Origin of the sequence: Pseudomonas libanensis (assembly GCF_001439685.1) — a bacterium.
In the GTDB taxonomy this organism is placed as follows: Bacteria; Pseudomonadota; Gammaproteobacteria; order Pseudomonadales; family Pseudomonadaceae; genus Aquipseudomonas; species Aquipseudomonas libanensis.
Genome location: NZ_JYLH01000005.1, coordinates 372111 through 385728, shown reverse-complemented (window position 1 = coordinate 385728; position 13618 = coordinate 372111). Strand labels below are relative to the sequence as shown.

The following is a 13618-nucleotide window of genomic DNA, read 5'->3' as shown; positions in this document are numbered from 1 at the left end:
ACCACCGCCATCGCAGGCAAGCCAGCTCCCACATTGGTCATGTATTGCCCACAGAATCAACGCCTGGCACAGATCCCCTGTGGGAGCGGGCTTGCCCGCGAAAGCGGAGTGTCAGTCACTGAATCTTTAACTGAACCAGCGCCATCGCAGGCAAGCCAGCTCCCACACTGGTCATGTATTGCCCACAGAATCAACGCCTGGCACAGATCCCCTGTGGGAGCGGGCTTGCCCGCGAAAGCGGAGTGTCAGTCGCTGAATCTTTAACTGAACCACCGCCATCGCAGGCAAGCCAGCTCCCACATTGGTCATGTATTGCCCACAGAATCAACGCCTGGCACAGATCCCCTGTGGGAGCGGGCTTGCCCGCGAAAGCGGAGTGTCAGTCGCTGAATCTTTAACTGAACCACCGCTATCGCAGGCAAGCCAGCCAGCCACACATTGGTTTGCGGTGGAAGGTTAGAGCCCGGCGGCAATCAGGGCCTGGCGGGTCAGGCGTCGGCTCAGTTCCTGCTCGTTGTGAAAGCTTTTGAGAAACAGGTTCAAGTACACCTCATCGGTCATGGGTTCGCCGGTCAGGACTTGCTCATGGGGGACGTTGAGCGTGTCTGCCAACTCGATCAAGCGTTGTCTGAGTTGTTCCTGCGCTTGTTTTTCGGCTACGGCAAAGGCGTTCTGGGCCTGGCGCAAGTCATCGATGGTTTCACTGGCCTGTTCATGCTGGCACTTGATCTGTCGGTACGCCTCGGGGTGGGCCTCAAGCAGGTAATCGCTCCAGAACATCTGCTCGAGCATCTGCTCTACCAGCCCGTCGCCTTGCTCATCCTCGATCACTTTGTTGTAGGCACTGACCAACTGCCTGGCCTGCACATTGCCGGTCTCACGGTAGAGCATGTGGTCGGCCAGCCACGGCAGGCCCAGGCGTGCCTTGAGACCGGTTTGGTAGGCGCTGTACACCTCGACCTCGTCCAGCGTGCCGGGTACGCCGTCGACGATATCGGTGGTCAGCCGCAGGGGCGGGCCTTCGCTGCCGTCCTCGTTGCGGGTGGGGGTGGTGAGGCGCGTCTGGATGTCCTGCTTGACGATTTGATTGAGCTTGTCCAGCCGCGCCTTTTGTTTGGCGAGCAGCACCAGCGCGTTGCTCCGGGCCTGGGCGGTGGGCAAGCGCGAAGCTTCGAGCTTGAGGGTTTCCACACCCATGGCGTTGAACAATTGGGCACCCGCATCGGCGCATCGGATGGGCTCGGCAGCGAGGTTGAACAACGCCGTGCGGGTGGGCTCGTCGCTGTCGGCAGCCCTTAACAGACGCATCACGTTGATGCGCAGCTGCGCCAGGTTGTGCTGATAGCGCAGCAGGTCATCCGGCGTCTGGACGAGTTCGGGGGCTGGCTGTTGCTGGCTTCTGATGACCTCGAAAAAACCCTGGGAGCCGTGTTCCCACTCCAGCTCATCCCAGATTTCCTGCCACCCCTGGCGCTGTTCGGTCGGCAGGTGGCCGAGCCAGAATTGGCTGTCCTGCTCGCCACGTGGTGGGTAGGTGCGATAGGGGTCCAGGCCGGCGGCACGACGGTAGCTGACCATTCGATCCTCGGCGTCCAGCTCAAGCTTCTGGCGATCCAGGCGAGTGCGTGCGACCAGTTCCGCCGACGCCGAGCCCGGCTCGACGATGGGCACTTGGGTGATGGCGGTGTTCAGCAGGTTCAAGTGGAAGTCCGGCGCACGGGGCAGGTCGAAAAGGCCCAGCGGCCATTGGTTCAGGCCGGTGTTGTTGAGCGCCAGCACCTTCAGTTCAGGCATGCGGCTGATGTCCGGCGGTGTGATCAGACGTTCATTGTGGGAAAGCACCAGGACCCTGAGATGGTTCAACTGTTGGAGATGCTCCAGGTTCTGCGCATGCCAGTTGATCGGGTTTTCCGCCAGGCCCAGGTGCGTGAGCCGGCGCATGCCGACGATGGCATTGGGCAGGGTGGTCAGGCGCATGCCGGTAATGTCCAGGCTGCGCAGGTTGGGAAAGTTGTGCAGGAACGGGGTATCGGCGTCAGTGAAGTGGGTCCCCGCCAGGTTGAGGCTGGTGACGTGGTTCAACGGAGTTTCGAGTTGAGGGAAGTTCTGCAGAAAGCCGTAGATGGTCTCACCGCGCAGGTCCAGTTCGCTGCCTAATCGGCGCTCGCCGAAATCCGTGTCATGGCCCAGGGCCGAGTTCTCCCAGCTTTCGCGTATCAGCGCGCTCAGGCGCTTTCTGAACAGCTGCTCCGGCAGTGCCGGCCGACGCTGCCGGGTGCCAGCAGCGGGTAGGTGCCGCCATTTTTTCAGAGTCTTGTGCAGGTTTGTCTTCTGGGTTTCAAGTGTGCGCAGCAGGCGCTGCCCCTCGGCCGAATTGAAGGACTGGGCGTAGTCCGTCACTTGCTCATCGGTCAATGTCGGATACAGGGCCTTGATTCGCTCCTCAACATGGCTATTACCGTGGCCGCGGCTCAGCCTTTGGCGCAGTGCGCTGAACAGTGGCTTTTGCAGCAGGTGCTCGGTGTCTGGAGGGGCGATGCTGAGGATCGGTGGTTCGGCCAGCACGGCGCGGCGTTCGGCTGGCGGTTGCAGGGTGCGCGTGAGCCATTGGCGCAAGGCTTCACCTTGGCCGGGGGCAAAGCCCAGGGTATCGGGGGGAAGTATCTGCAGCACGGCTTCATACAGATCCCATGTGCTCTCGACGCTTGAACCGTGAAGGGCGTAGCGTCCCGGCGCCATGCGGATCAGCAGTGCTTGTGTCTTTGCGTCGTCGGGGCCTATACGGCAACGCAGTTGTCCGTTGGGCAGTTGCTCGCGAATGCTCACGCGCAGCTGGCCGAAGGCGTCACTGTGAATCTTCAAGGCATTGAGCAGTAAGCGTTCGCTGTCGGGAGTTGGGGCGTCATCCAGGCAGACACCCTCATAAGCATGTGTGGCTCGTGCCTCGAACTGCAACTCCCTGGCCTGATGCTTGAGGCGCAACGGCACACGCTGCGTCTGGTCCATGTGTTGCACTTCGGCGGGGCGAGCCTGGGCCAGTATCGCTTGGGCCAGGCTGTCGGGCAGGTCGGGAAAGCGTTGTTGCAGCAGCAAGCCATGGGCGCTGTTCGACTGGCGTTTGAAGCCGTAAAGATGCTCGAAGATGTCGCCCTTGCGCGAGGCCACGTAGCGGCTCAGTTGCTCGCGTAGCGTTTGAGCTCGCACGCTTGGATCGGCGGGCAACGGCTCGCCGAGCAAGGCGGTGAGTTCATCGGCGTCGAGAAAGTCCACCACTCGCTGGGCCAGGCGACCTGCCTGCAGGTCTTCACGGCTGATCGCCAGTGTCTGTTGCGGTGTTGCTTGCAGTGCGCCATGACGGATCGGCTCGCCACTCAGGTCCGAGGCCTCGAACACCGTGATGGCTTTGCCGCCGGGCCAGCCGTCCATGCGCGTGAGCATGTCGGCCGACCAATACGCTGCGTCGCCGCTGTCGGCGCCTGGTTCCGCGAGCGTTTCGATCTGCCGGCGCAGTTCGAAACGCTCCAGAGTGTCGGCCAGCAGCGGTGGTGGGGGCAGGTTTTCGCTGTACATGTGGCGTAATGCGCCGGGTTCCACGCCACTGGTATCGCGCAGCTGTCGCAGGCGCGCCTCGGGCCAGGTGGCGGTCTGCGGATTGAGACGGCGCAGCAGTTGTGTGTCGTCCCAGGCCCTGGGTTCCTCGCCCTCCAGCACGACCGCACCGCGACCGTTGGACACTACCTCGGGACGATAGGCCTGCGGACGTTGCGGGTGAACAAGGTGATGCTGGTCGGAGTCGGGCGTCTGGTTGACCTCATAGTGTTTATTGTCCAGGCGCAGGATTTTTTTGCCGGCGTGGTGGTGAAAACCTTGGGCGTCGGCTGCCGCATCGGCGGGCAGGATCAGATTCTTTTGCTCATAGGGGCTCAAGTCCGAATGCCACAAACGCGTTTTTCCGTCGGCCAGGGTCACAGGTTTCAACCCCTCCACAAAGGTCGAAAGCTTAAGGTGGGCCAGTTGCCCGGCAGCGCCGAATCCGAGCAGTTGCAATACGTTTTCCGCCACCCCGACCACATGTTCAATGGCCTCGACGCCCAGGCCTTCGGCCCAGTCCAGCAGACCTTCGAACACTTCGTCGGCCAGTTGATACGCGGTGTAGGCCAGCATCAGCTCGCCCAAAAACGGTACGAACGGCGTCACCACCAGCAACGCCACGTTGAGGATGTCGGAGAAGATTTTTTCCAGATTGTCCCACCACGCCCAGCGCGCCATGCGGTCGGCGTAGGCGGTGGACACCGCCAGTTCACGCGCATCGTTGAGGGTTTTGTTGAGCTTTTGCGTGTACAGGTGCTCCCACAGCGGCGCTCGCACGCGCCTGAGGCTGAACTGCAGGTTGGGGTTGTCCAGTGCCACTTCGCGCCAGCTGGGCTGCGGGTCGCCTGGCGTATGTGGATGCCACTTCACTCGATGCAAGCGCTGCCCCAACTGACTGAAGAAATGCCCTTGGTACTGATGTTCGACAAACCGGCTGAAGAATGGTTGGTAGTCGGGCTGTCGTAGTTGCCGGGTCAGGGCCTGCATGAACTCGAGCGCTGAGGCATAGCGCTTCAAGGGGTGCTGTGGGTCATCTGGCACATAGGCAATAACGGGCAGTGCCTCGCGGCTGTTTTCCAGGTCGGCGGCGATCAGTACGACACCGCTCAAGGTCGCATCCATCAGGCTCAGGTCATGGCTGTGCGCGGCCTTGCCATCGAGCGTCAGGTCCGTACGCCCCTCGATCAGCGCGTTGATCAGGGCATGGTCCTCGGCCTGGATGTCGCCTTTGGCCAGCGCCATGCGTGCGGCAACTTTGAGTGCGGCCTGCTGGTTGAGCACCACCCGGGCGCGCAGCACGCCTTCCACCACCGGGGCGGTACGGCCAAGGTGCTCCTCAAGGTGCTGCTGGTACTGGGCACCAATGTCCAGGTTACGCACCAGGGTCTTGAACTGCGCGATCGATAGCGTGCGGGCCAGCGGCAACACGTCGAAGTGGCCCAAGGCATCGGGCTGGGTGATGAACTGCGAGTCGGCGCTGAAGGTTTCGGTGTCGGCAAAGTTATGCAGTGCGGCGTCCAGCAACGATACCGTGCGGCTGCGCACGCCTGCGCTGAAGTCTTTGACCCACCAGGGTTGTGTGGCTGGCGCATACAGGCGCAGATAGGTACTGCGTACGTCCACGTCGAGGTTGTGGTGCCGTTTCAGGGCAGCTCTCAACAAGGGTTCGGCAAAGCGCTTGAGGTCGGTGATGGGGACCAGTTTGCGGTCGATGAGTGTCTGGGTTTTCCAGTATTCAGCCATCTCGGTCTTGAGTAGCTGGTGCTGCAGAGGTGAAGTGCTTTTGTACCAGGCCGGAATGCTTTTTCGGCTGGTTTTCAAGGCGCTGATACGTGCTGGGGTCAGCGTGTTGATCCAGTCGGGCAAGGCAGTGCGGATCAGTTCGTAGTGCTGGCCTTTGTCGTCGTTGGTCGAGGAGTTCTGTGCAGTCATGGCGCGTCTTTCGTGGTTGCTCGGGCGCCTAGACTAGGCTTGCGCAGAGACCTGCCGGGCGGTAGCTGTCTATCGACACCGAGCGTCGTACAGCCTGTAGCGTCGGGGATCTATCCTATTGAGAGACCCACTCATGACGTCTACTCCGCAAAACTCAGCATCCCTGCGCCAAACCCATATCGAGCACATCAAGGCTCTGTTTCGCGATCCGCCGTCGTTGCAGGCGGTGGCGCAGGAGGCAGCCCAGGCCTACCTGAATGAGCAGACGAAACTCTGGCCCGCCGGGCTGCTCTATCTGGCCACGCCAACCGCAGACAATACCTCCTTCACTTACCAATCCTTGCCTGAGCTTGTGGTGCAGCGCCTGGCAGACGCCAGGCCGACTTTGCTGGTGGAGAACTATCATGTCGTGGTCCACCGGGTACGCGAGGTCTACGCACCCGGCGGGCCGACGCTTGCCGAGCTGGAAAGGCTGATCAACCATTGCGGCCCTGCGCTCTTGACCTCCTATGCCCAGCGCCTGCAAACCTGGTGGCGTGAATCTGTACCGGCCAATAGGGTGCGCTGGGGAGCCCTGTCCGACCACCTGATGGCGCTGCTCTACGATTCACCCAAGCCACCCGGCATGGACGCAGCGCGTTTCGCCACCTTGTTTCCCCGAGCCCTGTTACGGCCGTCACGGCCCGATCCGCAATGGGATGCGCAGGAAGGCCCGTTGCAGCTGCGCACTGTGCATCTGCTGGGGGCGGGACAAACCGGCGAGCAGGCGCAAATGCTACCCCTTTTGGTACTCAGCCATGCTTCAAACACGCTGCTGTTCAGCCCGGCCAGCGGCATTCACGTGCTCGACAGCCTGGACGACATCGGCGCGTGGCTACCGGCGTACACCAGTGCGGCACTCACCGATGCGGCTGATCAATGGTTCACCCAACAGGTGCAGGGCGATCCGTTCGATGCCCTGGCAGCGAGCTACCTGGCACGTCAGCTGTTGGAGATCGACAGCATCCAGCGCAATGTGCCGCGAACGGCTGAAGAGTATCCGGCGCTGCTGACCTACATCACCAATCCGCGCCGCTGGTTTATCGGCGAGCTGAGCACGCGCCAGCAGCGTTTGCGCCAGGCATTACCGTTGTGGCTGGCCCAGGCGAGCGCCGAGGACAGCATCGCCTATGCACACCTGTTGCAGCAGTGGGTGCTGGCTCAGCATGAAAGCGGGGCCAGCTCTTTTCTCGACGGCATCGAATCGATTGAGGCTTGCGCCGAACGTCGCTTGCAGCACTGCCTGAAGAGGCAGCCCGGTGCAACAGCCATCCGGCTGGACGAGGTTTCACTGACCTTCGAACGCATCATCGCCGCGCCAGTGCCGGTACCGGGCGGGTTCATCGCCGGGGAGGTGGAACCTGTGACGCTGACACTGACCGAGCTGGCCCTGGAGAACCTTGCCGGCTTCACGCACACCGCCAAGCGCATCACGCTCAGCGGGGCGGCGGCACCGGCGTGGCTGACCTATGAGCGGATCAAGCAGTGTGTGAATGAGGCGGACGTGGGGCAGGTGTACCCTGCCTTGCTGAAAAAGAGCTTGATCGACGATGTCGCTGAGGCCACTCGCCGTCGACAACAGTTCAGCCGGCAATTGCGTGTGCAACTACCGATGCTGGCCCTGGAGTCGAAGATCAAGGGGGAGCACGGTTTGACCTTGAGCGGCTTTCAGAGGGTACGGGCCGCCCTGCAGGCCAGCGCTGGCGAACGCACGGTGCAGGGGCAAGCTGTCGCGCTGTGGCCGTTGGCGTTCAAGGCCTCGGAACATGCCCGTGCAGATGAGGCGGCCAATATGTTCGTCATCGGGCCGTTAGAGGGCGACAGCGGGCCGCACCTGTTATATCGGCCTTTGTTCAGCCCGCCGTTGCAGGAGTATGCGTCGCTGGAGGCTTTGTTCACCGCCATCAAGACCCCTGGCGCGTTACAGGACAACGTGTTGGCCTGGATCGCGGCTTCGCGCCAGGCGGTGTATGCCAATAATGGCTTTAACGAGCCGCACATCCGCCGCTTTCTACCGGGCGATGAATTCACCGTGTATGAAAAACCGGCGCCGGCCCAACTGAGCAAGCAGGTGGTCACCAGCGACCCGGCACATCAGGTGTTCAGCGCCACCGCCAACGCCTTGGTGACCCTGGCGGACCGCCAGTCGGTGTCCAACGCCGAACAGCGTTGGCGCAGCCTGAAAAATGCCGGCTGGTTGTTGTTCAATACCCTGCTGCCGCTGCTCAACGGGCCGTTGAAACTGGGGGGGGGGCTGGTGCAGTTGGTGGACAGTGCACAGCACGATATCGAAGGCCTGAGCAGTGGCGATGGGCAAACGCGCAGCGTAGCCCTCACCGATTTATTCGCCAACCTGATGGCGATTGTCGCCCATCAAGCCGCGCCAGAGGATGCCCACCAGTCTCTGGCGTTGGAACACCCGGTGTTTGCGCCTTTGGCGCGCGTCGGGGCGGCGCAGGCTGCGCACCGCGTGTTGCCGCTCACGGCGGTGCCCGTACCCGCGACGTTCCAGCCGCCGATGCGTTGGGCCAATGCGCGGCAGGTGCTCACAGCGCAGCAGCGTGCACGGCTTGAGCCGTTACGCCTGAAGACGTTCGCCAAACCCTGGCCGACGACCCTGGAAAATGCCGAGACCCGTGGCGCTACCTGGGGGTTGCTGCGCGACACTTCCCAGGTTCCACAGCAATGGCAAGCGCTGGTGCAAGGCGCGTTGTATCGCGTGCAAGTCAAACAGGGCAAGGTCAGGGTGGTCAGCGCCGACGGCGCCACCCTTGGGCCTTGGCTCAGGCATGTGGGACGTGGCCAATGGGACTTTGACCTGCGCCTGCGGTTGGCCGGCGGTAACGCGGACGAGGCCCTTGAACGTACCCGCCAAGCGCCGCCGGCCACCCTTGCGGCGCTCGAGGTTGAGTACGAAAAAGCCAAGGCGAACCATACACGCGCCACTACGGCCATGGGCCTGGCACGTACCCTGGCGAACCGGCCCGCCGGGCAGATCACCGAGCAGCAGCGCAGCCAGGCATGGGAGCGCTATGCCCGGGAAATGAGCAACACATTCACATCTGCGCAAAATGAACTGGAAATACTCAAGCGAATGCGCGAGCTGGCCCCTCGCCCTGACTATGAAAAGAAACTGTGCGACGCGCTGGAGAGTGTAATTCTGACCGCGCGCTTGTTGGACAGCGACTCCAGGCACCATATAACGACGCTTAATGCCAGGCTCAGGCCGTTGCTGGACCGGCTCAGCGATGAGACAGCAGACGAGGCCGAGTCGGATATCAACCGTCAGGATCACGCCGAGCTGGGGATGATCATGCGCGAATTGGCGACCGTGCAGGACAATGCCATTCGCGTGCGGACGCTGGAAGCCGGATACCTGGACGAACTGAACCGGGTGCCACGCCTGGGCCGGAATAAAGCCAAGGGGCTGGCTATAATCGCACGCCCTTCGATACGGGACCTGCAATCCTTGCAACTGACCACCCTGTGGGGCATCTCCATTGATGTCGCAGGCCCGGCGATGAGTGATGATTTTTTCAACAGTGTCAGTGAAACCGTTAACCGTGCGCGCCGGGCCAGTCGCACCCTGGCGGACTTGCAACAGATACAAACAACCCCCTCCGAGCGTATCGAGTTGCTCAAGCATGTTGATGGCATCTATGCCCAGACCGACGATCAGATTGAGTTTTGGCGTGCCATGGAGCCTGACAAGTTCGACCTGGGCTACCTGCAGAAACTTCAAGAGCTGCTGGCCCGTCTGCATCAGGAGGTCGAAAAGGACCTGGCTGACCTTCTGCAACCCGAGCAGGCGCCACCGCTCCCTTCTCCAGCGCCCGCGCCTCAGGGCAGCCGGCGCAAAAAAATCATCCGCACGCGCAATCAGGATATGTATGTGGCGCAGATCCGCGAGGCCACCCAGCAGGCGCCGGCGACCGCCGAGCTGCACGAGGCGGGCGGCGAGGTCATCGGCTCATTCACCGAGGCGCAGGACGGCGTTTGGGACTCCATCAAGCCCGCCCCCAGGCCCGATGCACAGCTCGGCAGCCTGATGAAAAAAGCCCAGGCTTTGCTCGACGACGAGTCCAGAGCCATCCAGCAGGTCGAGGCCCTGATCGAGCGCGTCAACGATGTGTCTTCGCTGGAATACTTGCTCGAGGCCCAGGCCAACACGCGTCTGTGGACCGCTGAGGCAATAGTCCGTCGGCGCCAGGGCATGGAAACCACCCGGCTGCTGGCTGCGCAACAAGCCAAGGCATTGGCGATGGAACGCGAGCTGCGCCTGGCAGTGGACCGTTTGAAGGCCGCCGGGCTGGATGCTCGAATCAGAGCGACGCTCGCACGCCCCACCACCCAGGAGCATGTCGACTTTCTTCACCGCCACGATAAGGTGCGAATTTTTCGCCAGGGCCCACGCGTTCGCCTCGAGGGCAAAGCCGATGATTATCTGCAGGTGTATAAGGTCGTCGATGCGCGGGACATCAATCGAGCGTTGTGCTTCGCCCACTTTCACTACAAGCGCAGTCAAGGTCCGGATGATCACTACGAGGGCGACCCGCACCTCAAAAGCCCCGAGCAGGAACGCCTGGGGCGCCGGGCTCAGGCCAGGGTCGAGGCCCAAGCGTTCGCGCGCATGCGCACCGGCCAGACCGGGCGTGTGCGCCAGACCCTGGAAATCGACCGGGCGAAGATCACCCGGCCGTTTGCCCGGCGCCTGTTTTTCAGTGTGGACTAGCCTGCGGCCGGCACAGGGTCTGGCTGCCCGGCTGCAAGTACGGCAGCAGAATCGGTGCCATACCTTTAAGCACTTGCACCGGCAGCGCCGAGGTGAAGGTGAATTGCTGGGCCTGGCTGCCGGGCACGAAGGCGGTGAGGGTGCCGAAGTGACGGTCCCCCAGATAGAACACAAAGGTCGCGGTGCGGTTGATCGACTTTGAGCTGATCACCCGCCCACCGGCGCCCATCGCTGCAATGCGGTTGTCGCCGGTGCCGGTCTTGCCGCCCATGGCCATCGGTGCGCCGTCGGCCAACATGAAACTGCCGGACACACGCTTGGCGGTGCCCGCGTCCACCACTTGGGATAACGCGCCGCGCAACGCGCTGGCGACCTCGGACGGCATCACCCGTTTACCCGGATCGGGGCTGTTGACCACGCGAGTATCGTAGGGCGTGCCGGCGGCAAAGTGCAGGCTGTCGATGCGCAGCACTTTGCCGCGCACGCCGTCGTTGAGGATGATGCCCATCAGTTCCGCCAGCGCGGCCGGGCGGTCGCCGGAGCTGCCGATCGCGGTGGCGAGGGAGGGCACCAGGTGGTCGAACGGGTAGCCCAGCGCTTGCCAGCGCTGATGAATATCCAGGAACGCTTGGACCTCCAGCATGGTGCGAATTCGGCTGTCACGCGCGCGTTGATGACGGCTCTTGAACAGCCAGCTGTATACCTCCTGACGTTCGAACTGGCTGGCCTTGACCACCTCGCTGAAGGTGGCCTGCGGATGGTTGAGCAAGTAGCCGAGCAGCCACAGGTCCAGTGGGTGGACCTTGGCGATATAGCCTTGATCGGGCAAGTCATAGGCGCCGGGCCCGTAGTCGGTGTACAGGCGCTCAAGGCGCTCGTCGGTGAGTTTGCTGCTGATCAGGTGTGAGCGTACGAAGCGCTTGAACGTGTCCGGGTTGGCCTCGGGAAACAGATAGCGGTGCACCGCCGCCAGGCGTATGGCAGTGGGGTGCAGGCTGTCGAGGAAGGTTTCCAGGCGCGCCTGGGTGTCCTTCTTCTGGTACTTCTTCCAGAACTTGAGCAGGAACGTGGTGCCTTCGCGGTCGGCGAATTTGGCCAGGTATTCCTGACGCCGTGGGTCGTGGTCATCCTTGAGTAACTGCGCGCTGTTATTGGGGCCGGCGTAGGTGACGTAACGCTCCAGGTCGCGCATCAGGCGAATGAACGGCAGGTTGATCGACTCGCGCAGAGCATCACGCAGCGTGGGGTTGCGGCCATTGTCCTGGCTGCGGAAATTGTGGAAGTAATGCATGCCGCCGCCGGTGAAAAAGCCCTCGTTGGGGTTGGCCGAATAGGTTCGGTCGAGGGCCGCTTCGAGCATCCTGGCCAGGGATTTGTCCGGGGCCTGGACCAGGTAGTCGACGGCCCAGCGGCTGAGGCGATCCTGCTCGGCAATGTCAGCTTTTTTCAACGTGGCGGGCGCTTGCGCGGCGTAGCGATCATGCAGTTCGCTGATGATTTGCAGGTAGGTAGTGAGCACCCGCAGCTTGGCGGTGGAGCCCAGTTCCAGCTTGCTGCCTTCATTGATGTCGAAAGGTTGGTCGGTGTTGTCGGTTTGCACGCGTACGCGCGAGCCGTCCGCAGTCCGTTCGAACAGGGTGAAGCTGTAGCGCACCTGAGGCGTGCTGGCCGGGGTCAACAGGCGTTCGCCGAGCAGGCCGGTTTTACCGGCGAAAGCGGGGTCGGCCAATTGCTTGAGATAGCCGGTGACTTGGCTTTGCAGCTCGGCCTGCAGGGTGCTGGTGGCGGCAAGGTCCAGGCGGTCGAGGTCGTACAGCGGCCGGTTGAGCAGGGCTGCGAGGCGGCTGCGGGCGACGCTGATGCCCTTGTTGGTGTCGTTCGGTTGCAGTGTCGGTTGTTGCAGCCAGTCGCGGTAGGTGACATGGGCGGCCAGGGCGGCCTTGAGCAGCGCGGCGTCGATAACGGCGTTCCGGGACAGCAGCCGCAGGTGGCTGTCGGTGAGTTGCGCCAGTTCATCGCGACCGTTGGTCAAGTAATGGGAGGGGCGCCGTTGGGCGATCATCAGTGACAGTACCTGGCGCAATGCCAGGCCGCGCGCCGCCAGGCTGGCCGGCGTCTGCGTGGGATCGGCCAGCGCCTGGTTGACCTGGGTGAAGTCGGCGCCGTACCACACGCGCAGCCCCTCGGCCATGCCATGCACTTCGCCGTGGCCGGGCACGGCCGACAAGGGCACGCTGTTGAGGTAGTCGCGTACCACGTTTTGCCGCGCGGCGAGGGTGTTGGGGCCTTGCTGGTAGGCGCGTACGCTGGCGGACAGCATCTGGCGCAGCTTCTCGCTGCCCGACAGGGTCAGGCCGTCCGGCGAGTGACGGTACTTCTCCAGCTGTGTCGCCAGGGTACTGCCGCCTGCCGTTTGCCCCGGTAGATGCAACTGGCGCGCAACCTGCGACCATGCGGCCTTGGCAAAGCGCGGCCAGTCCACAGCCGGGTTGGCCTGGGGTGGGTCGGGGTCGAGCAGCTCGCGGTTTTCGATGAACAGCAGGCTGTGGACCATCAGCCCTGGAATGTCGCTGAAACGTTTATACAGCTGGGTAGGGTAGTTGAACTGATACAGCGGTGCGGCGCGGCAATCGGTGATGGACAGCCCAGCCTGTATTTTCTCCGCATAGGGAATAAAAAGGCCGTGACGGCTGTAGTCCATCAGCGCTTCGGAGAACCGTGCCTGGGATTGCACCACATAGTTTCGCTTGAGCAGGCGTGGCAGCCACTCGCCGAGAGCGCTGTAGCCCAGGCGCCGGTCAAACGGGCCGGCGCCGGGATACACAATCGCGTCGCTGGCGCCGGGGGCCACGGTGTAGGTCAGACGGGACGCCCACTGGCTGAGCAGGCGCGACTGCCAATGGGCGGTCTGCGCCTCGCGCATGGCTGCATAACCCAGGGCAAGCAGTGCCATTAACCCAATCAGCCAGAACAACCGGCGCCAGGGGCGGCTTGGGGTGGGTTTTTTCGGCAAAGGCGCGGGTGATGGGCCGTCGGGATCGACTTCAGCCTTGTTCGGATCGGTTTGCCACAAAGCGCCCATAGTCGATTGATCCATGCCGGCAGATTGATCGGACCTGTGTGAAGCGTAGACGCTGATTGCTGGTGCTACGAGGCGCGCTGAGGTTTTTCGAGGAGGGAGGCGAACGATGACGTCGATGTGAGCGGTTGAAGTCTCAGGCGCAGTGCCGATATGTAATACTCTGCGCCGTTTTGCGCCATGAGGGCCGATCTAGACGCTTGGCGAAGCCCTCCGTCGATTGGCTTTTTATCGGGGCTTATCGC

3 protein-coding genes are annotated in these 13618 nt (G+C 62.6%); 1 reads left to right on the top strand and 2 read right to left on the bottom strand.

The genetic code is table 11. The features are described 5' to 3' along the window. Window positions 1-456: 456 nt before the first annotated feature. Window positions 457-5523, bottom strand: coding sequence for a dermonecrotic toxin domain-containing protein (locus TU73_RS10990; RefSeq protein ID WP_057012193.1), 5067 nt, complete (start codon window positions 5521-5523; stop codon window positions 457-459). 133 nt (window positions 5524-5656) lie between these two features. Here TU73_RS10990 and TU73_RS10985 point away from each other — a divergent pair, with 133 nt between their 5' ends. Then, complete coding sequence (locus TU73_RS10985; RefSeq protein ID WP_057012192.1) at window positions 5657-10294, top strand: hypothetical protein; 4638 nt, start codon at window positions 5657-5659, stop codon at window positions 10292-10294. Here the strand turns inward: TU73_RS10985 and TU73_RS10980 are convergent. Next, entirely contained in the window at window positions 10281-13376 is a 3096-nt protein-coding gene (locus tag TU73_RS10980) for a transglycosylase domain-containing protein (RefSeq protein WP_057012191.1), read from the bottom strand. The genes TU73_RS10985 and TU73_RS10980 overlap by 14 nt on opposite strands. Between the last annotated feature and the right edge of the window lie 242 nt (window positions 13377-13618).